This is a genomic window from Paenibacillus sp. 05T425 (assembly GCF_056396205.1).
Genome location: NZ_JBFTLA010000005.1, coordinates 229,633 through 253,635 on the forward strand (window position 1 = coordinate 229,633; position 24,003 = coordinate 253,635).

The window sequence follows — 24,003 nt, forward strand, 5'->3', positions numbered from 1 at the left end:
AGTCGAATCTAATGCTTTATATTTTTAGCGGGTTACCCGGCACGGGGAAGACCACGTTGTCATCAGCTTTGACTAAAGATTTAAAGGCAACGTATCAGTACAATATTTGGGACCGAGATCATATCGTCATCGACACTGCTAATCAAACTGTGTCCGAAAGCCTGATGATATTATACGAAAAATTGAATAGGGAGCGTTGAATGCTCTAACGAGGATTGCGTGGAACGTTTCATGCGCTAAAATAAGAGAATGCAGGTGAGAGATTGAACTTTGTTTTCATTAAAAGATTTTTAATAGTAGTAGCAATTCTTTTCATCTGGTTTCTCATTCACACTACATTCGTAATAATAGATGGGTTGAATGATGAATTGAAACCTGCTGATGTAGCTGTAGTATTAGGAAATAAAGTAGAAGTTAATGGTCAGCCTTCTAATCGGTTAATAGCAAGATTAGACACGTCTGTAGAACTTTATAATGGGGGCTATTTTACTATTATCATTGTAAGTGGTGGTATTGGTAAGGAAGGTTTCGACGAGGCAAGAGTTATGAAATCTTATTTAGTAGATAAAGGGATACCGGAAGATAAAATTATAGAGGATAATAATGGGTACAACTCATATATGACCGCCCAAAATACCAGCAAGATTATTGATGATTTAGAATTAGACTCCGTCATGGTTATTACTCAATATTTTCATGTATCTAGGACAAAATTAGCGTTTAGAAAGATGGATATTAAAGAAGTGTATGCAGCTCATGCCAATATCTTTGAGTTTAGAGATATATACTCAATAATACGAGAATTCCCAGCATATTATAAATATCTCTTTAAATACTGACTCAACAAGACGTTACGGCAGCCGGTCTCATGATCGGCTGCCGTTGTTCGGTGAAACAGTTATTTATTATCGCCTTACATTTTGCCTGAGTAACACATCCGCTTCACCTACAATATGATGAGTCTAGAAACCTAAAGAGGTGAGCCAATGGCAGTCGTAAAGGCTAGGCAACAGGATATTGATATGTTGGCAAGATTGCTTCGGGCTGAAGCTGAGACCGAAGGCGAAATGGGCATGCTCCTTGTTGGAAATGTCGGCATTAACCGAATAAGAGCGAATTGCTCCGATTTTAAAGATATCCGTACAATTCCCCAAATGATCAACCAGCCGCATGCGTTCGAAGCATTGCAGCACGGTATGTATTATCAAAGCGCAAGAGACAGGGAACGCCGTCTGGCGCAACGGACTGTGAACGGGGAACGGAATTGGCCAGCCAAATACTCCCTATGGTACTTCCGTCCAGGATCATTCGAAAATCCCGGCCCGTGTCCGCCAACTTGGTATAACCAACCAATCGCAGGACGATGGAAGAAGCACTGTTTTTATGAACCGACTGCGGAAGAGTGTGAAAATGTATATAATACGTTTTAATATTTGTGTCGCATAACAAAAACTTTATTTCATTAAATGCCGCGTAAATCGCGGCTTTTTTTGAGTTTAGTCGAATAAAGTTGCTATCTACTCCGCAAAATGAATGAAATTCCTAAACAAGCAATGATCAAAATCCACAATTGATAGGCATACGCATTGATCTCAACGGCGATGGACAATCCGGCCCACTCAAAAATACCTGCTAGAATACCGATTCCACATCCAATCGTGAGAATTGCCACCCAGTTTTTGATATTGCCCGATTGATATAAAGTAACACTCATTAGAATTGCCCACACGCCCATAGTCACAAAACCAAGGGTTTCTCCGACAGTTACGCCCAAATACAGATGGAGTGTATTAAAAATAATATCGACAGTTTGTTTTTGGGCCAATGTCAGCTGTTCATTACCGACGAACTGCTCGGCTAAAGAATCAACGGTAAACAACCATCTTGAGAAGCCAACCACATGAAAGATCGCACTGGAGAGCCCAATGCCGGCTGCAACGAGGCTTAAGCCTCGTTGCGTATGGCTTGTGAGGCGGTAAAACATCATCACGATCGGTATAATGAGCAAGCTCGAGACGACCATTCCGGCCCAGTACAATTTCAATGTCAGGCCGCCTTCGCGATACTTATGCAGGATGACTTCAACGGGTTCTCTCAAAATATCGGGATAGTCGAATGTGATCATAAGTCCCGTCCACGAGACGGAAATAAGAAGAGGCATCACCAGCAGCAGGATTCCCATTGTGCGCATTCCGGTACGGCTCATTATTTTTACACTCCCTTGGCTAACTATTTGATAAAATAATCATAGTAGGGAGTACCTCATCTTCAAATGTTGCAAAACGCAAAAATATTGCTCCGTTGCGAAAGGAGGAACAGCTTTTGGGCCCTGGCTTGTCTGTTACGCTCATTCACCCGATTCTAAGTTACTTGATAAGGGAAGGTTATGAGTTGGATTCATTCTGTCAATTTGCTTCGTTCGATAAGGAGATCCTGCATCAAGCGGAGGTGCGAATCCGTGAAGAGGAATTCGACCGCATGCTGGAAGCCGCAGCGGCTTTTACGAATGACAACCTATTTGGTATTCATTTAGGACAAACAATCGAACTTTCCAGCCTCGGTATTCTTGGTTATGTGTTGCTGCATTGTCATACGATAGGGGAAGCACTTGCTGCTTATCAGAGGTATAACGTTATTGTGTGCAGTGGAATTGATGTGGAGTGGGAAACGGATCAGAGGGAAACGGCCATCCGGTTCAACGTTTGTGATTCGGCCAGACAACCATCCAGACACTCGGTAGAAGGTATGGTTAGTTCCTTGTATCAGATTCTTCTTAAACTGAGCTGTCGCAACATCGCGCTTACGAAGCTGCAATTTACTCATAAGGCTTCGGACAATAGATCGGAATATTTCAACCTTTTCGGCGTTAACCCTAGGTTTGAAAGCGAGGTCAATCTCATTTGTCTTGAAAATGAGACGATGCAGTATCCCATCATTCTTTCGAATCGTGAGCTGTTAAGCACGTTTAAGGAGTACGCGGAAGAAGCGAGAAATCAACTGCTGAATGGCCGAACATTTGCAGACCAGGTGTACAAATGGATTGCCCGCAGTATGCCTTCCACGTTTCCGGGCGTTAAAGATGCGGCACGAAATTTTAATATCAGCGTACGTACGTTGCAAGCCAATCTGAACCATGAGAAGACAACGTACAACAACCTATTCAACAAAGCTCGAATGGAATTTGCCATTCATTATCTGAAAAGACCTCAGTATACTGTTGCTGAGATCGGTTACTTGCTTCAATTTTCAGATCCTAGTGCATTTCAGAGTGCATTCAAGAGATGGACTGGGCTGCCACCGGGACAGTATAGGGAAACTTGCAGTTATAGCTAACGCGGTTAACCGTATCACAGTAAAACATTAAGCTATCGGAGAACGTTAGCTTAGTTGTGAAAAATCAACCAGGCGATCAAAAGCCAGAATGGCACAACCAAAAGCGCTCCATTAATCATGCCGGTCGTAAATTTTCCTCTGCGCTTCGTCGATCTGTTCTCTACGGCTGCCGTTGCGGCGAAATTCGAAGAACGAGTCCTAATGCCTGCTTGAAGCAAAGTAGCGTTGATCGGCTTGCGGTGAATTATTCTCATAAAGTAACCCTTCTTTCCTGATATTTCATGACTATAGTCGCGGTAATGAATCAATATTCTTTATATCGGTCGCGAATGAATAGGAATGAAGTCCTCATTAAACAAATAATACAAAAATACTGGCGTGTTAATGGGTGTCTAGAGACACATCGCTGACGTGTGTCAAAAGACACAAAAGTGGCGACATAAATGATCTTATCAAAGCTTACGTTATGGCCGCATACGTTTTGGCGCCAGCAGATATAAAAAGGCGTAAGGCGTTCAGTGTCGGATGACAAGAACATCTCTACAACAGAGGTCGCATAAACTGCGGCTTTTTAGTTTTTTGTATAGAAGTTCTTGTCACCGACTCAAGGCAAGAACTTCTATACAATCCCGTGATCCCAGGAATGCACGATTTATTAAACTAACGGGAGAGGTTACTGAATAACTACACCAAGGCAGCCGGTCATACGATTGGTTGACTTTTTGATGAGCAAATGGGTCAGTTACTCGAATAGGTTGAATGAATTGGTGAATAATATTTGAGTTTAAATTATGATTATTTAGATATTAGTTATTGGGGGAATGAATCAATGCAAATTCGTGAAATTGAGGAAAAGGACAATCAAACAATAGAGCGAATTATTAAGTGCTCATTGGAATCATTTAATCTAAACATTCCGGGAACAGCCTATTTTGACCCTCAATTGAGCAAGCTGGCACAATATTACAAAGAACAATCAAAGGCTAAGTATTGGGTTGCAGTGAATGAACAAAATGAAGTGGTAGGCGGAGTGGGAATTGCATCATTTGGGCAGCAGTCGGGAATTTGCGAGTTGCAAAAGCTATACATTACACCCAAAGCTCAAGGTATGGGTCTGTCGAAGGAGCTTATGAAAGTAGCACTCGAATTCGCGAAGGAACACTATACACATTGTTACTTAGAAACATTGAAGAAACTTGAAGCAGCAAATCTCCTTTACATGAAATTAGGTTTCCAACAACTTGAAAGACCACTAGATGGTTCAGAGCACAATGCTACGGACGCTTGGTTTATAAAAGAATTATCGCTTTAGGAAGAAGGGTAAGTTGTATATTGGACGGTTTATCTATTGGACGAGGAGCGTTGGCTCATTATGAATATAGCTGAGCTTAAGCGGTTTATCCTATCAATCGAGATTCAAGCCTTGGAGAAAACATTAGTAAATGTAGAGGGGGAGAGTCAGTTCTCCCTAATGATTCGAGACAGAATTTAAAACCTCAAACGAGAAGGAAAGTGGATTCATCAGTTTGATAATGGTATGGCGATATCTTTCGGAAAGCTGTCACGGGCGATGTCGATACGATCCGTGACGTGTATCGCCGAGCCTCGTTGACAAACGAAGCCGACCACGACCTAATCGCCGCTCATCCTGAGTGGCTCGCCTGGGACGAACCGATGCTGCCGTTCGCGCTTGTTGCAGTTATTGACGGGCGGGTCGTCGGCTTCGTATCGGCGCGTCCGGTCGACGACTTCCTAGAACTCGAAGATCTGTTCACTGATCCTAACTGGATGCGTCAAGGCGTTGCGAGTGCATTAATCGCCGATATTGCGCGTCGCGGTTTGCGTATAGAGGTGTCCGCCAATCACGCCAAGGCGTTTTATGAATCGGTGGGGTTCGTCGTCATCGGCGTCGCCAACTCACCGGGTGGACCGTTGCTGCGGATGCACCTCGATGTTACGCGTGCTCAACCTTGACGAGCTTGATAGTTCGTCAATATGTAAGTAGGTGGTCGTACGATTTTATATAAGGACCTCAATATTCCACAAGTGCGTGGAGTATGAGGTCCTATCTGTCTATTTAGGCTGATTACCTCAGCGCTTCCCGTAAATACCTTCCAGTATGCGAGGCATCGACTCGGGCCACGTCTTCCGGTGTTCCTTGGGCAATTAATTCACCGCCTTCATGTCCTCCCTCTGGACCGATGTCGATAATCCAGTCGCATTCACGGATGACATCGAGATTATGTTCGACGACGATTACGCTGTTGCCTGCGTCGACAAGCTTGCCCAGAAGCAGAAGCAGTTGCTTCGTATCCCGCGGGTGCAGGCCGGTAGATGGTTCGTCGAGCAAGTACAGCGTGTGTTGCTTTGACTTGCCGCTAAGTTCCTTCGCCAGTCGAATTCGCTGGCCTTCGCCGCCAGATAACGTCACGATGGATTGTCCCCAATGCAAGTAGCCAAGACCGACTTCATTCAAGAGCGAGATCGGCGCGTCCATTTTGCCCTGCCCTTCGAGCAGCGGTAAGCTTTCTTGAACGGTAAGGTCAAGCAGGTCGGAAATGGACAGCCCTTTGTAGGTGACGCGAAGTACCTCTTCCTTAAACCGCTTACCGCGGCATGCAGGACAACGAACCTCAAGCCCAGGAAGGAAGAACATATCCATCGGTACGACACCTAGCCCTTGGCAATGCTCGCATCGCCCGCCTGGCGTGTTAAAGGAGAAATGCTTGGATGTAAGTCCCGCTTTCTTCGCCTCGGGCAACCCGGCATATAGGTTGCGCATTGATGTGAATACATCGGTATACGTTGCTACGTTGGAGCGGCTCATCCTGCCAAGAGGCGATTGGTCGACCGTTACGATGTTGCCGATTGCGTCAAAGCCGGTTATGCTGCCGCAGCCATTACGCTTGAGATCATCACTGCCTCCGGCAGCAACGAGGTCGAACAGCAACGTTGATTTTCCCGATCCTGACACGCCAGTTAAGGCAACAAGGCGTCCGAGCGGGAACGAAACATCGATATGTTTCAAATTGCGTTCGTAGGCGTCGCGAACCGTAAGCCATTTCCCATTTCCGATACGTCTAGTCGTCTTCCCGTTCATCTTGGCGGACTCTCGCAGGAATGTGCCTGTTACCGAATGCTCGTTGTTGATTAGCTGTTCCAATGTGCCTTCGCCAACGACGCTGCCTCCGAAGCTGCCGGCACCTGGCCCCATGTCGATGACATGATCGGCAGCTTTCATCATTTCCACGTCGTGTTCAATGACAAGCACCGTATTACCCAAATCTCGGAGCTGCCCGAGCACCTGAATCAATCCGGCTGTATCCTTCGGATGGAGTCCCGCAGTAGGTTCGTCCAAAATATAGAGCACGCCCGTCAAACCTGAACCTAGTATAGAAGCGAGCCGAAGCCGCTGAGCTTCGCCGCCCGAGAGCGTTACCGACTGTCGATTGAGTGTGAGATAGCCGAGTCCGACGTTAACGATACGTTTCGTCCGAACGGTCAAGTCATGCAGCATCGATTCGACCTGCTCCTTATCATCCGGTCCGAGTTGACACATCAGCGCATCCAGCCACGACACGGTGTCTTGGAGTGCCCAGCCTGCGATATCGGAGATAGAGGAGCCGCCTACGGTTACGTCCCGAATCTCTTTCTTGAGCTTAGCCCCATGACAGTCTACGCAGAGCTGTTCCCGAAATAAAGCGCCTTCGCCCGATTCTCCGCCTTTCTCCTTGTAGCGGCGCCATATTCCCGTTACAACGCCTTCGAACTTGCCTCCGTTCACCGTCTTTGGCGGCTTCATATCCGGGAAGTGACGAATGAACGCATCGCTCTCGACGCCGTAATACAACAGATCCCGCTGAGCTTCGCTATATTCTTTTAGGAGCTGCTCTGGATTATAGGGTAATCCATAATGCGTTGCGGCAGCTTTCAGAACGGAAGTATGGTAGTTGGCCAACATCTCGAACCATATCGATACGCCGCCTCCGAGAACGCTTTTCTCCTGATCGAATACGGCTTCGAGATCTAAGCTCACCGTATGCCCAAGGCCGCCACAGGTTTCGCAAGCGCCGTCGGGTGTATTATAGGAAAAGTGTCTCCGCGTCCAACGCTCCATCTCTCCATGGCAATGCGGACATCGAACAGCGGCCATACTTGCCGGCTCATCGTCTTCGTTCGTAGAAGTTTCCGCATCCGCTGACGGACTCGGAATGAATCTTGTACCGCAATGCACGCAAGAACGTTCCCCAAGCTTCTCATAAATAATGCGCAAATACGTGTAAATATCAGTTACGGTTCCCACTGTCGATCTCGGGTTTCGATTCGTCACATGCTGCCCGACGCTAATCGAGGGGGAGAGACCTATAATGGCATCGACCTTCGGCTTAGCTAGCGATTCCGAGGTCATCCCCATGGACTCCATATACTGACGCTGGCACTCGCGCTGCAGCGTATCCATGGCGAGCGTTGATTTGCCAGAGCCTGAGGGACCTGTAAGGACGACCAGCTTGTACTTTGGAATTTGAAGCGTAACGTTCTTGAGGTTATTTTCACGCGCACCTCGTATTTCAATGAAGTCGTTCAAAGCTGTACCTCCATCAGATAGATTAGGATTAAATTAAACTTGCTMCTCCTTCGTTCCTTTGATACCTTAATCTTATAATATTAATGCAAGTGATAAGGTTGAGCTTAATTTGATCTTACTACTCATGCATTCTTGCTTTGAAAGTTTATTATTGCTATTTAAGGTTATAGATGAACCTTTGTTCTTTCGAAGTAAGCAAACTTGCCCATCTAGGAGGCGTACTTTTTATGAGACCGATCGACATTGCCAAGAAATTGAATATTAGTACAAGTGCGCTCAGGCATTACGAATCATGGGGCGTTCTGCCGCCGGTAGAGAGGAGCGACAACGGATACCGGAATTATTCGGAGCTTCATTTCGCTTACTTTGAATGCATCCGCGCAATGGGCGAAGGGTTCGGGATGATGAAAACGGTAGAAGTATTAAAGCTGCTGCTGAACAATAACACCGATGAAGCGTTATGGGTTGTGAACGAGTCGCAAGCATCTCTGCAGCGCGATAAACAGATGGCTGAGAAAACGATCGAAGCATTGGATTCCAAAGAGCTCGATCATCTTGACCAATGGGGAAGACGGAAGTGGATGTCCATTGGCGAAGTTTCGAAAGCCACATCGGTGCCGGCATCGGCGATTCGTCATTGGGAGAAGATGGGCTTAATAACGGTTTCTCGCAATGAAGAGAATGGATACCGCGTGTTCAGACCGACGCAGATCAGACAAATACTTATAATTGGAACGTTGCGAACGGCTGTATGGTCACTAGATACGATCAGGAAGGTTATTGAAGAGCTTGATCATAACAATATCGAGCAGGCTAGACGTATCGCGAAGGAATCGTTGCAGTTTTTAAACCAAATTAACCGAAACCGAATGAGAGGAATCAAGTATTTGTATCGTTTAATAGAGATGGAAGAAATGGGAGACCTCAAGCCATAAATAAGAGACTGCGGCCGCAGTCTTTTTTTGGCTGTTAGCATTGAAATTTTTTGAGAATAGGTAAAAAATGTAACAATAGTTCACTAAAGTCCGAATTGTACGATTTCCACATCAAAAAGACATGCCTATAATCAATAATGTAAGCGCTTTACAAGTCCAAACCATGAAGGGAGATTTGATGATGTTGGTTGAACGGTTGAACACGCGTAACAAAATGTTTCTGTGTATGCTGTTGCTGGTATTGCTTGCAGGTTCGCTAGGCTTGTCTCAATTCCCAACTGTTGCAGAAGCGGCAAACGTAAATGTGACGAGTGGCGTTCAGTTTACAGACACAAACGGAAATGTCGTACACGCGCATGGCGGCGGCATGCTCAAGCATGGTAACTATTATTATTGGCTAGGCGAAAATCGCGATGGAACAAATCTGGTATCCCTTTATCGCTCGACTGATCTGAAAAACTGGGAATTCCGCGCCCATTTGCTAAGCAAAAGTATGGGTGGAGAGCTTGCCACCGCTAATATTGAGCGACCTAAGCTGCTATACAACAGCTCGACAGGCAAGTTTGTCATGTGGATGCATAAGGAAAATGGAGTGGATTACGGGGAAGGTAGAGTTGCTGTTGCATCATCGTCTTCAATTGAAGGGCCGTATACGTATCACGGCAGCTTCCGTCCTCTCGATAAGGATTCGAGAGATATGACCGTATACAACGACAATGGCATGGCGTATTTGATCTCTTCCACGAGAGTGAACGCGGATATGAACATTTTCCGATTAACGTCTGACTTCCTTGGCGTAGATGCGCTCGTTCATACACTTTGGATCGGAGCCTACCGGGAAGCTCCTGCTATCTTCAAGCGCGGCTCGACCTATTTCTTAATTACTTCAGGAGCAACGGGCTGGAATCCGAACCAAGCCAAATACGCTACCGCATCCAGTATCGAAGGGACATGGACGAATCCGGTTAACTTCGGCGATTCCGTCACCTACAGTTCTCAATCCACTTACGTCATTCCGGTCGTTGGCAGTCAAACGACGTCATATCTGTTCATGGGAGATCGATGGGCTGGCGCCTGGGGCGAAGCGGTCAATAATTCTCAATACGTATGGCTGCCGCTAACTTTCCCGACGAGCACAACGCTGCAGATGGATTGGTATCCGAGCGTAGATATCGACGCGGCGACGGGCGTTATCGCAGGGAACACGGGCGGAGGAATCTTCGATCCCGCCAAGAAATATAAGATCGTTAACGTAAGCAGCGGCAGGGTGCTTGATGTAGCAGGGCAGTCAACCGCTAACAACGCAGCAATCCAGATATACGACAACTGGGGCGGCAACAACCAGAAGTGGAACATTCAAGCCGCAGGCAATTACTTCAAGATTGTGAATGTGAACAGCGGGAAGGCGGCCGATGTAGCCAACGCTTCTACTGCCAATAACGGAACCGTCATTCAATACACGTATTCGGGCGGGAACAATCAGCAATGGACATTCACCTATGTCGGCAACAATTCATATCGGATTATTAACCGCAATAGCGGCAAATCGCTGGATGCAAGCGGTACAGCAAATAATTCGGCCGTCATCCAATACGACTATTGGGGCGGGGCGAATCAGAAGTGGCAGATTATTGAAGTGAATTAAGATGAATCGGAAGAGGGCGGCCAGGAGAGCCGCCCTTTTTTTGCGTTCACGCGATTGATACAATGAATCAAACATATTTACGATTAGGATCGTACAAATGAACCCGACTGTAGTCGATTTGTCCGATATAATGATAGTACTGACAATGAAACTTGACAGGATGAAAGGCTTAGGTGAACCGTTTTGTTGATGAGCTCCAGCATTCAGCGTAAAATGACGCTTCTTATTTTTATATGTGCGCTTATACCGCTCCTTGCCCTTAGTATTCTTTCTTATTCGAAGTCGGCCAATATCGTAAACGATCAGCTCCAGGATTACAATCGGTATGCAATGAAGCAGCTTGTGACCGTTACGGATATGCATTTGAAGGAAATGGATGCGTTGTCGAGAGACATTCAAGGTTATTTGCTCGCTCCCGGCAAAAAAATAATGACAGATCCGAAGTCCTATCACGAATATTTGGAGCTGAACAGCTTCATCGATTTTCTTTCCTTTCACGTATCTCCGATCGTTGAAGGGCTATTCGTCATTACGCCGGACGGCGAAATACTTGGCAGCCGGAATGTGAATTCAGCTTCGTTGCTCGCAGCAAATTGGTGGAACGGGTCTCAGCCTCAGCAGGCTTGGCAATGGACCGGCTTTCATTCAGGCGGTTATTACAGCTCTCCTCAGCCGAACGGACCGCTTATTAGTCTAATCGTACCGCTTCATTTGCAAGCGGCGGCCGTACCAGTGGGCAGCCGAATTCTCGTTGACGTGAATGCGAAGGCAATGACGAGTCTGTTCCAATCCTTCGAGCAGGATACGAAGTCTTATTTACAAATAAGCGACGCCAGCGGCCAGTTGATCTACGAATCGGCGGAAAAACCTGCGTTTTCGGGCAAAGATTACGTATTCACGGAAACATTGGGTATAAATGATTGGACCATAACAGCCAGGCTGCCGCAAAGCGAGATCAATAAGTCTTCCGGAGTCATTCGGAATTACGGATATTTAATCGGACTTCTGTCTTTGATCGCTGCTTTAATAATGGCGCGCGTATTGTCGGGCAATTTCACGGGTCGAATCGTGTCGCTCCACAAGTCGATGCTGGAGTTCAGCAGAGGCAAGCTTGATGCCGCGGTCGAGGTGAAGGGCATGGATGAGCTGTCCAGGCTTGGCGCTCGCTTCAACTTCATGACGGAGCAAATTCGGTCCTTAATTACCAACATTACGCGGACCGAGAAGCTGAAGAACGAGGCGGAGCTTAGAGCGCTTCATTATCAGATCAATCCGCATCTCATCATTAATACATTAAATGCAATCCAATGGCGGGCGAGGATGGCGGGAAGAAGCGATATCGACCGTATGATCTACCATTTAGCTGCTCTGTTGTCGGAAAATCTCGATATTAGCCATGAGCTCGTTCCGCTCGAGGAAGAGCTGGAGACGATTGGCCACTATATTAAGATCCAATATTATCGTTATGGCGATTCTTTCACCTATACCGAGGATATAGAGCCGGGATTGGAACGTGCTTGGATTCCTCGCATGACGTTGCAGCCGCTGTACGAAAATATTTTTTATCACGCGTTCGACGACGGTACGGGTTCGATTGCCCTTGAAGTGTACCGCGATCGGCAGCAGATCGTGCTTAGCATCTATGACGACGGCAAAGGGATTGAATCGCCTAGCGACGTCATCAAGCCTTCCCCTCCGCGCAAAGGAAGAGGCGGACTCGGGATGTATAACGTCGACCAGAAGATCAAGCTGCACTTCGGCGAGCAATACGGTATTCGCATTCTGCCGAATGCGGAGAAGGGCACTATTATCGAGATCAGATGGCCGTACCAGGAAGGGGAGAATGTGCGTGACGAAGATTAGAAAAGTCATTATCGCCGATGACGAGCGGCTCGTTCGTGTCGGTCTTATGCATACAGTCGATTGGAAGCGCTGGGACATGGAAGTGGTAGGCAACGCGCCGAACGGCGAGATTGCTTGGGAGATGTATGAAGAACTTCAACCTGATCTCGTCATCACCGACATTGTTATGCCGCAGATGGACGGCATTCAGCTTGCAACGAAGATTAAAGCAGCGAACCCCGAAGCCAAAATATTATTTCTCAGCTGCCACTCGGACTTCGCTTATGCGCAGCAAGGGATGGAGCTTGGCGCATCAGGTTATTTGCTTAAGACGGCGATGGACGCCGAAACGGTGGACCGCTATCTGATGAAGATTACAGAGGAATGGAATCGGTCGAGCGCGCCAAGCACGGAAGATACCAATGCCATGTATCGAACCTGGTATACGGAAGGGCGGAATAGCGAGCAGCTTAACGCGTTCATCGGGCAGTACATGGAGAAACACTCGCTTGAAGGAGTCGTTTTGTTTAGTCTGTTCGGACTTGACGCCAAGGAAGGGCTAACCATTGTTCATAGGCTGGACGAGAAGTCTGCTTCAGATTTGAACGGTCAGGATCTGCCAATTGTACACCTTCATGCGGAAGGCGCTCCGCTAATAATCGTCACGCCGGCTCGAGATGCAGAACGGCTAAAGCTGCTGTTGCTTGAATGCTCGAATGCAGCGGAAACAATTATGACTTGGAAGAAGTCGGATGTTCTGACGAAGCAGTCTGATTTCATGGAAGCGATTAGCCGGACGATGAAGACGGCAGAGCTGGAGAAGCAATACGAGTTCAGAACAGACGCCGTATCGACGCCGATTATGAAGGCGGTTGCCTATATAGATGAACATCTCGATGAGCCGATCGTTTCTTCGCAGCTGGCGGAGAGCATCGGGCTTAGCCGAAGCCACTTCAGCACATTGTTCAAGAAGGAGCTGGGTGTCAGTTTTCTTGAATTTCTTCATCGCAGGCGGCTGCGCAAGGCGTCCGAGCTGCTTGTACAGACGGATTGGCGGATTAACCTGATCGGCGAGAAAGTTGGAATGGAAGACAACAAACATTTCAGCAAGTGGTTCAAGGGTTATACCGGAATGACGCCGTCAGAGTACCGCGAGAACAAATTAACGACTAAATCAAACAAATAGCAACCTGCGCGCTGCCGCCGAACAAAATAACGACGAAGGCCTAACCGATTTCCGTTTTACGCCCGAACGATAACCGATATGCTGTTCATGCAAACATTAAAAGGAGGGTACACACAAGTATGAAACAGAGATGGAAATCGTCCTTATTTCTGCTTATGGCTGTTATTTTGCTGCTGAGCGCTTGCTCTTCGGGCGGTAATAACAACAATGGCGCAAACGGAGAAAGCAAAGATGAGAAGGTTAAGCTAGTCGTATGGATTTGGGATGCGGCGAAGATCGGTCTTGACGCTAACATGGAAGCGTTCAAAGCAGAGAACCCGAACATCGAAATTGAATATCAACTCATGGGTCAAACGGACCTTTATCAAAAATACTTGATCGCAGCGAACACAGGCGACAAAGTGCCTGATATTATCGCGGTTGAATCAAGCAACCTGGCTCAAATGGTCAACATCGATTCTTTGTACGATCTTAGCGACAAAGTCGCGCCATACAAAGACAAGATCGTTCCGTTCAAGTGGGAAGACGCAACGAAAGACGGCAAAGTGTACGCTATGCCTTGGGACAGCGGTCCTGTAGTTATGTACTATCGTAAAGATATCTTCGAAGCGGCTGGTTTGCCATCCGATCCTGAAGCGGTTGCTGACCGCATCAAGACGTTCGAGGATTACAAGGAAGTCGGCAACATTATCAAGGAGAAAACAGGCAACTTCATGTTCCAGGATTCGAAGACGCGTTCGAACAACCGTTTCTTCGAAACGATGATGTGGCAGCGCGGTCTATGGTACTTCGATAAGGACGGCAACGTGTCGCTTGACGATCCTAAAGTTATTGAAACAGCAGAATTCTATGCAGGCATGGTAAATGACGGCATCGTGAACGACGCCGAAGCTTTCTCCGAAAGCTGGTTGAATGCGTTCGCGGACGGCAAAGTAGCGACGATCGTAGGCGCTGCATGGTACGAAGGCTTGCTTGAAAATATGATCGATCCAGACAGCGCTGGCAAATGGGGCGTAGCACCGATGCCGAAATGGTCGGCTGACGACCAATATGCAAGCGCGAATGACGGCGGTTCGAACCTCGCGATCAACGCGAACTCCAAGCATACGGAAGAGGCTTGGAAGTTCATTGAATTTATGCTTGGCAAAGAAGAATCCCAAGTGACGATGATGAAGGATGCAGGTTCCTTGCCATCGCTTACGACGACTTATGAGGATGCGGTATTCTCCGAACCGGTAGAATACTTCGGCGGTCAACCGGTAAGACAAGTGTATACGCAAGCGCTCGAGCAGATCGCTCCGCAATCGTATACGGTTGATTTCCCAGTTGCCAATCAGTTGACGAAGAACGCTTTCGCGGAAGTTTTCCTTAACAAAGCATCGGTAGCCGATACGCTTAAGAAAACAGCGGACGAGCTCCGCAGCCGTACAAGCCGTAAATAGCAAATCAATGACAAGGGCCCGGCGAGGGCCCTTGATTTATGGAGGATGAGGCACAATGGCTTCCAAATGGTGGAGATGGCAGCAGAAATCCGCGCCTTACTTGTTTATATCGCCATTTTTTATCCTGTTCGGCGTATTTCTGTTTTATCCGTTTCTGTACTCTTTCTACTTAAGTATGGTGGAGTGGAACGGCGGCAAAACGAAAACATTTGTCGGCATGGACAATTTCTCGCGTGTCATTCAGGACGATGTGTTCTGGCTGACCATCGCGAACGGTTTGATTATTATGGTCATTTACGTACCGCTCATGCTGCTGTTGGCTACGCTCGTAGCGGTCTTGCTTAATTCGAGTTGGGTGAAAGGGAAGGGCTTCTTCCGAATGTCGCTGTTCACCCCGAACATTATGGCAGTCGTTGCCGTGGCGTTCGTATTCTCGATCATGCTGAATGGCGACAACGGCCTTATTAACGTGATTTTGAAGCAACTGGGTCTCATTGACGCGTCGATTTTGTGGCTCGATTCGCCTGTATGGGCGCGCGTGTCGGTAGCGGCAATGGTATTTTACCGCTGGATGGGCTATAACATGATTCTTATTTTGGCTGGTCTGCAGAACATACCGAAAGACATTTATGAATCGGCATACGTCGACGGCGCGACGCCTTTCCAAGTGCTTATTCGCATTACGCTGCCGCTGCTCAAAAAAATTCTCGTTTTTTGCGTCATTTTATCCACGCTCGGTTCGTTCGGCTTGTTCACGGAACCGCTCGTATTGACCAAAGGCGGCCCGCTTAATTCGACGACGACGCCGGTATTGCTCATCTATCAAGAAAGCTTCACGAACTTGAATTTCGGATACGCATCCGCGATTGCCATTATGTTCTTCTTCCTGATGATGATATTTACGTTCATTCAAATGCGCGTAACGAGAGATAACGATTAAGACTTCTGGAGGGGATTCCCTTGTCTTCCGCAACGATAACTGMGACAACATCGCCCAAGAAATCGCTTAAACCACGCGATTTGATCAACAAAGGGCTTGCTTATTTAATGCTGATCATCATTACGTTTGCTTCATTATTCCCATTGCTTTGGATGATCAGCTCCTCGCTGAAGGAGCGAAGAGATATCTTCCTTAATCCACCGATGTGGATTCCGACCAATCCGCAATGGAACAACTTCACGCTGCTGTTCAAAGAGCGGGCTTTCGATACCGTCCTGTACAACAGCTTCTTTATTGCCATACTTCATACGGCGCTTGCCCTGTTTTTCTGTACGCTTGCCGGTTATGCATTTGCGAAGTACACATTCAAATTCCAAGGTATTTTGTTCGGCATCGTACTCGCTTCCATGATGGTGCCTTCGGAGACGACGATTATTCCGATGTTCGAAATCTATCGCGCCTTCGGCTTGATCGACAATCCATGGGGCGTTATCGTAGCAAATGTGGCCAGCGCCTTCGGTATTTTCTTCATGCGTCAGTACAGCTCAGGCATTCATACGGAAATGCTTGAAGCATCCCGAATCGACGGTTGCTCCGAGTTCAGAATATTTACGTCGATCGTGCTGCCGAACTTAAGACCGGCGCTTGCCAGTCTAGGCATTATCACTTTCGTCAATCAATGGAATAACTTCTTGTGGCCGTTAATCGTTCTTCGTTCACCGAGCGAGCAAACGATATCGCTTGCGATTCGGACGCTGGAATCTGGCGCTAGAACGCCATACGAGCTTATTATGGCAGGTTCGGTCATCAGCATTATTCCGCTGTTGATCATCGTGCTGCTGTTTCAAAAGCAACTGATCGGCGGTTTGATGGACGGCGCGGTCAAAGGTTAAGTTATATCGGTCAAATAAGGAAAGGTGGTGATCATTCGCCGCCTTTTTTTGTGTTTCCTTTTATCGAGCATTGTTTCATTCGGCTTGAACTAGGGAATAATTTGGAGATATTGGCTAGAGAAAGCGGTGCAGATGTGAAACGGCTGACGACCATGCTTAAGAGACGGATGGTAAACCAACACAACGGTGGCACGGAAGCAGAACAAACCCTATTGTCGGAGCAAATGAAAAATAACGTGAATGCCATTCATTCCTTGCTGCATTCGCCGGGCGATTTGATTACGAAGGAAATCGATATCGGTCAATCGGGACGTTATTGCATCATCGTTAACATTGATGGATTGATTGACAAAACCTTGATACATGAACATCTCATGAGACCGCTCATCAACTACAAGCCGAATGAATCTGAAGCGGATCTGAAAGAGATGAATGGCGATGAGCTAATCAGACGGCTGAAAGACGATGTCCTCCCATTGCAAGAAATTCAGTTGATCGACTGCCTGGACGAGGCAGTATTCTCAATTCTGTCGGGAGATACTTGCTTATTTATCGACGGTACGCAGCGGGCGCTCATCATTGGAAGCAAGGGCTGGATGAGGAGAGCGATCGAAGAGCCGCAGACGGAATCGCTCATTCGCGGGCCTAAGGATGGATTCACGGAAGACATTCGCACCAACAGCGCCTTAATTCGCAGAAGATTGCGTGATCCTGGCTTGCGAATGGATTCCTTTTTGCTTGGCACCAGGTCGAAGAAGGAAGTCATCGTTACCTATATCGAAGGGATTGCCAATCCTGAGCTTGTGAAAGAAGTGAAAAGAAGGCTTCTGACAATCGAGATGGATGATCCTGAGGGCTCCGGATATATCGAACAATGGATAACGGATAGCTTTCTATCGCCTTTTCCACAAATCTTGAATACGGAGAGGCCTGACCGTGTGTCCTCCTCGCTGCTGCAAGGGCGGGTAGCCATATTGGTTGACGGCACGCCATTCAATTTAATTATGCCGGTAACGATTGCGCTTGCCGTCAATTCGCCCGAGGATTACTATCAGCCCTGGCTGCTATCCTCGCTGGTTCGGCTGCTGCGATTTATTTCCGCGTTCATCGCGACTTTTCTTCCCGCATTCTACATTGCTTTGGCAGAGTTTCATCACGGAATGATTCCGTCAAATATCGCTTTCTCCATCGCGGCATCGCGCGAAGGGGTCCCGTTCCCCGCGGTGATCGAGGCGCTGTTGATGGAAGTGACGCTCGAAATATTGCGTGAAGCCGGCGTGCGCCTGCCTAAGCCCATCGGGCAGACGATCGGCATCGTAGGCGGTCTTGTTATCGGCGAAGCGGCCGTATCGGCAGGCATCGTCAGTCCGATCATGGTCATCGTAGTTGCGGTAACGGCGATCGCCTCGTTTACTTTGCCGTCGTATTCGTTTGGGATTATTACGCGGATTCTTCGTTTTTTTGTCATGCTGGCGGCGTCCGTGTTCGGCTTGTTCGGCGTTATTCTCGCTTTCTTAATGATTTGCATCCACGTCGTTAATCTAAAAAGCTTCGGGGTGCCTTATTCCTCGCCGATTTCGCCGATGTTCCTGAAGGATTGGAACGATCTCATATTGCGAGCGCCCGTTTCTTTCTTGAAAGAAAGGCCGCAAATGCTGCAACCGGAAGATAAGAAACGATCGAAATAGGAGGCATCTCTTGTGAGCACGGATAACTGGGAATACGGCGACCAGAAAATCGATCAGAAGGAATTGATGTTTTCGACGGGCTCGCTGATGGTAGGCGTTGGCATCTTAACGCTGCCTCGCGCGGTCGCGAAGGCGACCGACTCGCCGGACGGCTGGTTATCCATCCTGCTTGCGGGAGTTGCCACTCTGCTGGTCGCCTATATGCTTGCGCGATTATCGCTTCGCTTCAATGGAAGAAATTATTTGGATTATATTACGTCGATTACAGCCAAGCCGGTTGCGTTCTTCATCGCTTGCGTGTATGCGGGTTATTTCATCATCTTTACGGCGTACATTACGAGGTCGGTGGCCGAGCTATCCAAGCAGTTTTTGTTCGATAAAACACCGATTGAAGTCGTTTCGCTGGCCTTCCTGCTTGTTGTCATCTATGCCGTCTCCGGCTCGAGGGTCGGCTTGATCCGATTGACGGTTATATTTTTGCCTTTCGTGCTGCTCGTGAMGGGTATTTTTTTGTTGCTTGGCATGAAACTGTTCGATTTCAATAATCTTAAGCCGCTCCTCCATACGGGACCTATGAAACTATTGGACGGATCAAAGGAATCATTGTTTTCCTTTTTGGGCTTTGAAATCGTGTTGTTTTATAGCAGCTTGGCTAGAAACCCGGCCAAAACACCTAAGTATACGATGTTTGCCGTACTTATATCAACGGTCACGTACATGATGATATTTATAGCGGTCATCGGCATTTTCTCTGTGGAGGTCACTCAGAACATTTTGTATCCGACGTTGGAGCTTGCAAGAGAGGTTAGCGTACCCGGCGAGTTTTTCGAGCGGCTGGAGTCTCTTTTCCTTATTTTTTGGATCGTATCGATCTTCGCCACAACATCGCTTGCATTGGATGTGACCGTCATCTCCACGAACTTTATGTTCTCGGCGGAGAAGAGGAAGCTGATGTACGTCCTTGCGCCAGTCATCTATTTATTGTCTATGATTCCCGGGAATATCGTGGAATTAAGCAATCTGGGATTGGTCTTAAGCTACTATGGGATATTTACCGCACTGATCATACCGGGGCTGTTGTTCTTGATCGTAAAAATTCGGGAGGGGAAAGCCCGTGGCTAGAATCGTACTTGTATTTATCTGCTTAATGGCTGCTTCCGTGTTCGCTGCGGGTTGCTGGGATCGGATCGAGCTTGAACAACGGGGCTTTGTAATTGGCGTTGCCATAGATGAGGTCGAGAAAAAATCGTTTTCTGAGCAGCAAGTCAGCGACGATCAATCCAATCGGAAGGACAGCATGCAAAAGTTCAAAGTTACGTTTCAGGTCGTCGTTCCCGCTGCCCTCAAAATGGCGGAGCCGAAAGGAGGGGTCTCTTCGAGCAAAGCTTATTTTAATGTGCATGTAGAGGGCAGGACCATGCAGGACGTACTGGCCAAGCTTTCCTCCCAATTAAGCCGGCAGCCGTTTCTGGAGCATCTCAAGCTTATTATCGTATCGGAGAAAGTGGCGGCGACCAAATACGGATTTGCCAACGTACTCGACTATTTCCTAAGGAACAACGACGCGAGGCGCAACGTATCCGTTATGATTGCCAAGGGTGAGGCGTCGCGCGCGCTGGACATAATGCCAAAGAGCGAGCGGACGCCCGTCCTGTTCATCAATAACATCTCGCGCAACGGCAAGGAGCTGATGCGCATTCACATGGACACGAGAATTGGCGACGTTCACGAGTATTTGCTGAAGCACGAAAGCTTTACCCTGCAGAAATTGACGGTGAAGAACGGTGACGCGTCTTTGATCGGGGCTTCCGTCATGGATAGCAAAACGAATAGTCTTATCGGATTTCTTAACGAAAGCGAAACGCAAGGGCTCAATTATATTACAGGGAATAATAGCCGGGGGTTAATCGAGGTCGAGGTGGAGGATAATTTGGTCGTCTTCGAGGTAGAGCGTTCGAAAAAAGAAATAAAGGTAAATGCAAGCGATCCGAAACATTTGAATTTTCATGTCGTCATTACGATGGAAGGCAGTATCTCGGAGGCGTTTGAACGCGAGGACTATTTAAGCGATACAACGTTGGACAATTTGGAGAAAAAGGTGGAGGCAGCCGTCGTCAAGCTGACGGAAGAAACGATTTCGAAGACTCGGGATGAGTATAAGAAAGACGTGTTGGGATTTGCCGCCTATTTGAGAGAAAACAAACCGAGCATATGGCAGGAGGTTGAAGAAAATTGGGATAACGGAATCAATTATTTCTCCAAAAGCGATATCACAACATCGGTAACCGTGAAAATTCGGCGAATCGGATCGGTTAATCAGACCGAGACAAGATAGGGAGAGCATCTATGGAGTTCAAAATCGGACAGATTCCATCCGGACTAAGCTTCGTTTGCGCGATACTGAGTATCGCTGTTCCGTACGCGGTACACAAAATCAACAAGCTGCTCCACGATATCGGTGACCCGAGTTGGAAGCGAAAATAGCATGAAGGAATTCATGTGGACATCACTCTGGAAGCATTAGATAATATTAGAAGCTTGATATAACGATTTATCAGGGAGGAGAAATAAACGGATGTACGAACAGAAAACAAAAGAAACCGACCACAGTGTCATCGAGTTTATCGAGCAGATTGAAAATATGAAGAAGCGTGAAGATGCTTTTCGATTACTTGATATTTTTACGGAAACGACGGGGTTCGAAGCGAAAATGTGGGGGCCAAGCATTATTGGATTTGGTTCTTATCACTACAAATATGCGACAGGTCACGAAGGGGATGCACCGCTTGCGGGATTTTCTCCCCGGAAAGCAAAGATAAGCTTATACTTTGAACCAGGGGATCCAAGACGGGTAGAGCTCCTATCACGGTTAGGAAAGCATACATCTGCGAAATCATGTGTCTACGTTAATAAATTGGCAGATATAGATATCGATGTTTTAAAGGTATTAATTAAACAATCTATGGTGTTTACGCAAGCAATGTATCCGGACGCGCAATGACAAATCATCCTTTTATTTCAACTTAATATTGCAGCCTGTTCCGATAATTGGGGTCTAAACGAACTACAATTCATACCGTCCTATTCGGCTAATCTTGGATTTAAAAGTTATTCAGAAAGCTTTGGAGACGCGGTGTTGAAAATAGGCAACGAATTGGTTACAGAGTATAAAACCTTGATCATGTACAATGGCAGGCGTTTCTTGAACAGTGTGTGCAACCAGGTATTCCATTAAGGGATGAGATCTCTCTTGATTAAAGACTTTTTGTTCTGCTCCTTGTATAAAGGTTTGCACATAGCTCCTTCGGCCGCAGAAGATTTTCCGACTTATGGTGATTGGGTCTTAGACAAAGTCTTTATGTGGAAACGACAATGGGTGCATGCTGGAGCGTGTAAGACGGGGCAACGTCCGAGGAATAAGCTGATTTATTAAAAACCGTTGCTTTCGCTGAAGCCATAATGAATATTTAACTTTCAATTGAAAATTACATAACTGATAATCAAAAAATAAGAGCTGTACCGATGCCAACAGTGGCTTCCGGTACAGCTCCTATTCTTATTTCATTCGAAGCATCATGGTCCAAAGATCGGCGCTTTCGTAGCCGAGTCTCCAAGCTGCGACGCCTGCTAAATCGTATTTGGTTGCTAGCGCGACGCGTGCTTTAGTTGTTTCAGTAGTCTCTGCCCAGAACAGGTAGGTGAAGCCATCCTTCACATACTTGTATTTTATTTGCCCAGACGCTGCATTTGGAACGCCTGTTGCTTTGTTATCCGCGATTAGCGCCGGAATATCTTTCATAAGAACGGCACGGTTGCTAACCAGCTTGCCAGCGGCGTCCAGCTTCCACTCGCGTACGTAGAACGGAATGCCTAGCATAAGCTTGCTTCGCGGGATGCCGTAACCGAGAAACTGTTTGATGCCTTCCTCTACCCAAGGAAGACCTGCTACGGATCCCGGCGTATCACTGCCGCTCCAATGCTCGTCGTACGCCATAATGATTATCGTATCTACAATTGCAGATAATGCCGTATGATCGTATGCGGTAAGATGGTTCCAGCTTAAGCTGCCTCTCGGCAAGTCGATGGATACGTTCAAACCTTTGGCATGAGCTGCCTTCGTAAGCGTCTTAACGAAGTCAGTATAGCTGGCACGATCAGCGCCGGCTACTTCTTCGAAGTCCAGATTAAGGCCAAATGCCTTAATTTCAGATAAACGTCCAACGAGCTTAGTAATGAAAGCCTGCTGTGCTGCCTTATCCTGTAGGAATGCTGTCGTCATCTTCCGGTTGAACTGATTATGGACAAGCGGTGAGACGCGGATGCCTTGCTCCTTAAGCGTCTTCACTAGCTCGGCGTCTGATGTATCGTTAATCGATCCATCAGCGGCGGTGAGTTCGAACCATGTTGGCGAGTCGATCGACAAGCCTTGCGTGTTCGCAACATGGCTTAACACGGTGCTGCTAGATGCGCTGCCATTCCAAGCCAAGTAGACGAGCGACTTAGCGTTGTTCCATACGCTGCGACCGTCTGACGTACGGACATAGGCGTTTGCGTATTTTTTAGCAAAATCGATCGCGCCCGAACGAGTGTTGAACGAACGAAGCTTCTTGTCGCCTTGGAATACAGTAAGATACGGAACACCTGACCACCATACATTGTCTTTGTACATGACCTCAGCATTCGGCGTTTTCTTTGCTAGTGCAACTGCGTCATCTAGGTTAATAAAAGCACCGATAAGCTTGCCGTTCTGAATAACCTCGTAGGCAAGCACGTTGGAATGGAGTACGATGCCTGTCGCAGTATTGACGACTTCACTTCCTAGAATTACAGACGAACTTTTGATGGCGTCATAGAGGAAGCCGTACAGCTTGCCGTTGTTCGCTGGAACACCGTCAACGCTAATTTGATAGACGGCTGCTGCAGCGCGCTGATCCTTCTTCTGGGCAGCGGTTAAGTTGTCCCATACCCAAGCGTTTTTCGTTAAATCGACAATATGTGCGTTACTCCACTTCTTTGCTTCCTGGATCGCTGCCTCAATGGTCGTGAACGTCCATATCGGCTGTGTCTTGTCACCTTGATACAATCTGAACTTGGCATGATTCGCATACTTCCAGCCAATGTTCTCCAAATCGCGAATATGTACGTTTCTTTGTGTCTTAGCGAATGCCAGCGCCTGCTCATATGTCCGGTATTCCCATGCGCTTGACGAGATGCCGTTTTTGTACACTTTGTAGCGAGGGAGATTGTCCCACACCCAGGTACGTCCAGTAATGGTTTCTACATGGCTGTAGCTGACGTTTTTTGCATAGGCAATCGCTTTGCTCTCTGTCGGGAATTCCCGCAGTGCTTGGTCGTTCTGATAGACGCGGTATTTCGTTACGAGACTTGCAGAAGCCTCAGCAACGCCGCTCCCCGAAGTTCCAGCCAGCAGCGAACTGCTCAGCAGCAGCAACGTAACTGCAGCGATCAGCTTCTTTTTTAACACTCTATTTGCCACTCTCCTCTCAGTTGTCC

General features: G+C 47.3%; 21 protein-coding genes. 17 read left to right on the top strand and 4 right to left on the bottom strand.

Going from position 1 to position 24,003, the window contains the following annotated elements:
- Nucleotides 1-368 precede the first annotated feature (368 nt).
- Together AC1DF0_RS12990 and AC1DF0_RS12995 are read left to right on the top strand one after the other, a co-directional pair.
- Entirely contained in the window at nt 369-839 is a 471-nt protein-coding gene (locus AC1DF0_RS12990) for a YdcF family protein (protein ID WP_477574281.1), read from the top strand.
- Between the two features lie 147 nt (nt 840-986).
- Nucleotides 987-1,430: a cell wall hydrolase gene (locus AC1DF0_RS12995; protein WP_475821670.1), complete on the top strand. Its 444-nt coding sequence runs from the start codon at nt 987-989 to the stop codon at nt 1,428-1,430.
- 83 nt (nt 1,431-1,513) lie between these two features.
- Here AC1DF0_RS12995 and AC1DF0_RS13000 read toward each other — a convergent pair whose 3' ends face one another.
- Nucleotides 1,514-2,206 (bottom strand): DUF4386 domain-containing protein, encoded by a 693-nt coding sequence (locus AC1DF0_RS13000; protein ID WP_477574282.1) that lies wholly within the window; start codon nt 2,204-2,206, stop codon nt 1,514-1,516.
- A 116-nt stretch (nt 2,207-2,322) separates the two neighbouring features.
- On the opposite strand from AC1DF0_RS13000, the gene AC1DF0_RS13005 reads away from it, so the two are divergent.
- Nucleotides 2,323-3,333 (top strand): AraC family transcriptional regulator, encoded by a 1,011-nt coding sequence (locus tag AC1DF0_RS13005; RefSeq protein ID WP_442052637.1) that lies wholly within the window; start codon nt 2,323-2,325, stop codon nt 3,331-3,333.
- A gap of 50 nt (nt 3,334-3,383) precedes the next feature.
- Here AC1DF0_RS13005 and AC1DF0_RS13010 read toward each other — a convergent pair whose 3' ends face one another.
- Nucleotides 3,384-3,587, bottom strand: coding sequence for a hypothetical protein (locus AC1DF0_RS13010; RefSeq protein WP_442052636.1), 204 nt, complete (start codon nt 3,585-3,587; stop codon nt 3,384-3,386).
- A 575-nt stretch (nt 3,588-4,162) separates the two neighbouring features.
- On the opposite strand from AC1DF0_RS13010, the gene AC1DF0_RS13015 reads away from it, so the two are divergent.
- Complete coding sequence (locus tag AC1DF0_RS13015) at nt 4,163-4,645, top strand: GNAT family N-acetyltransferase (protein ID WP_477574283.1); 483 nt, start codon at nt 4,163-4,165, stop codon at nt 4,643-4,645.
- A gap of 296 nt (nt 4,646-4,941) precedes the next feature.
- Nucleotides 4,942-5,307, top strand: coding sequence for a GNAT family N-acetyltransferase (locus AC1DF0_RS13020; protein ID WP_477574284.1), 366 nt, complete (start codon nt 4,942-4,944; stop codon nt 5,305-5,307).
- Nucleotides 5,308-5,419: 112 nt separating this feature from the next.
- Here the strand turns inward: AC1DF0_RS13020 and uvrA are convergent, their stop codons facing one another.
- A complete protein-coding gene (uvrA, locus tag AC1DF0_RS13025; protein ID WP_477574285.1) occupies nt 5,420-7,918 on the bottom strand; it encodes an excinuclease ABC subunit UvrA in 2,499 nt (832 codons plus the stop codon).
- A gap of 227 nt (nt 7,919-8,145) precedes the next feature.
- Between uvrA and AC1DF0_RS13030 the strand changes: the two genes are divergently transcribed.
- The 12 genes from AC1DF0_RS13030 (at nt 8,146) to AC1DF0_RS13085 (ending at nt 21,490) form a co-directional block, all read left to right on the top strand.
- A complete protein-coding gene (locus AC1DF0_RS13030) occupies nt 8,146-8,853 on the top strand; it encodes a MerR family DNA-binding transcriptional regulator (RefSeq protein WP_477574286.1) in 708 nt (235 codons plus the stop codon).
- Nucleotides 8,854-9,031: 178 nt separating this feature from the next.
- Complete coding sequence (locus tag AC1DF0_RS13035) at nt 9,032-10,498, top strand: RICIN domain-containing protein (RefSeq protein WP_477574287.1); 1,467 nt, start codon at nt 9,032-9,034, stop codon at nt 10,496-10,498.
- A 189-nt stretch (nt 10,499-10,687) separates the two neighbouring features.
- Entirely contained in the window at nt 10,688-12,361 is a 1,674-nt protein-coding gene (locus AC1DF0_RS13040; protein WP_477574288.1) for a sensor histidine kinase, read from the top strand.
- Nucleotides 12,348-13,526: a response regulator gene (locus AC1DF0_RS13045; RefSeq protein WP_477574289.1), complete on the top strand. Its 1,179-nt coding sequence runs from the start codon at nt 12,348-12,350 to the stop codon at nt 13,524-13,526. Before AC1DF0_RS13040 ends, AC1DF0_RS13045 begins: the two co-directional genes overlap by 14 nt.
- A 119-nt stretch (nt 13,527-13,645) precedes the next feature.
- Nucleotides 13,646-14,968 carry an extracellular solute-binding protein gene (locus tag AC1DF0_RS13050; protein ID WP_475821687.1) on the top strand — a complete coding sequence of 441 codons (1,323 nt, stop codon included), beginning with the start codon at nt 13,646-13,648 and terminating at the stop codon, nt 14,966-14,968.
- A 55-nt stretch (nt 14,969-15,023) separates the two neighbouring features.
- Nucleotides 15,024-15,908 (top strand): carbohydrate ABC transporter permease, encoded by an 885-nt coding sequence (locus AC1DF0_RS13055; RefSeq protein WP_337101483.1) that lies wholly within the window; start codon nt 15,024-15,026, stop codon nt 15,906-15,908.
- Nucleotides 15,909-15,928: 20 nt separating this feature from the next.
- Nucleotides 15,929-16,801, top strand: a complete 873-nt coding sequence (locus tag AC1DF0_RS13060) for a carbohydrate ABC transporter permease (RefSeq protein WP_477574290.1) — start codon at nt 15,929-15,931, stop codon at nt 16,799-16,801.
- Between the two features lie 167 nt (nt 16,802-16,968).
- Nucleotides 16,969-18,489 carry a spore germination protein gene (locus AC1DF0_RS13065; RefSeq protein ID WP_477574392.1) on the top strand — a complete coding sequence of 507 codons (1,521 nt, stop codon included), beginning with the start codon at nt 16,969-16,971 and terminating at the stop codon, nt 18,487-18,489.
- Nucleotides 18,490-18,501: 12 nt separating this feature from the next.
- Nucleotides 18,502-19,611, top strand: coding sequence for a GerAB/ArcD/ProY family transporter (locus AC1DF0_RS13070; RefSeq protein ID WP_477574291.1), 1,110 nt, complete (start codon nt 18,502-18,504; stop codon nt 19,609-19,611).
- Nucleotides 19,604-20,824, top strand: a complete 1,221-nt coding sequence (locus AC1DF0_RS13075) for a Ger(x)C family spore germination protein (protein WP_477574292.1) — start codon at nt 19,604-19,606, stop codon at nt 20,822-20,824. Before AC1DF0_RS13070 ends, AC1DF0_RS13075 begins: the two co-directional genes overlap by 8 nt.
- An 11-nt stretch (nt 20,825-20,835) precedes the next feature.
- Entirely contained in the window at nt 20,836-20,973 is a 138-nt protein-coding gene (locus tag AC1DF0_RS13080) for a hypothetical protein (protein WP_442053404.1), read from the top strand.
- 91 nt (nt 20,974-21,064) lie between these two features.
- Nucleotides 21,065-21,490 carry a DUF1801 domain-containing protein gene (locus AC1DF0_RS13085; protein ID WP_477574293.1) on the top strand — a complete coding sequence of 142 codons (426 nt, stop codon included), beginning with the start codon at nt 21,065-21,067 and terminating at the stop codon, nt 21,488-21,490.
- Between the two features lie 555 nt (nt 21,491-22,045).
- Here AC1DF0_RS13085 and AC1DF0_RS13090 read toward each other — a convergent pair.
- Entirely contained in the window at nt 22,046-23,974 is a 1,929-nt protein-coding gene (locus tag AC1DF0_RS13090) for a glycosyl hydrolase family 18 protein (RefSeq protein ID WP_477574294.1), read from the bottom strand.
- Between the last annotated feature and the right edge of the window lie 29 nt (nt 23,975-24,003).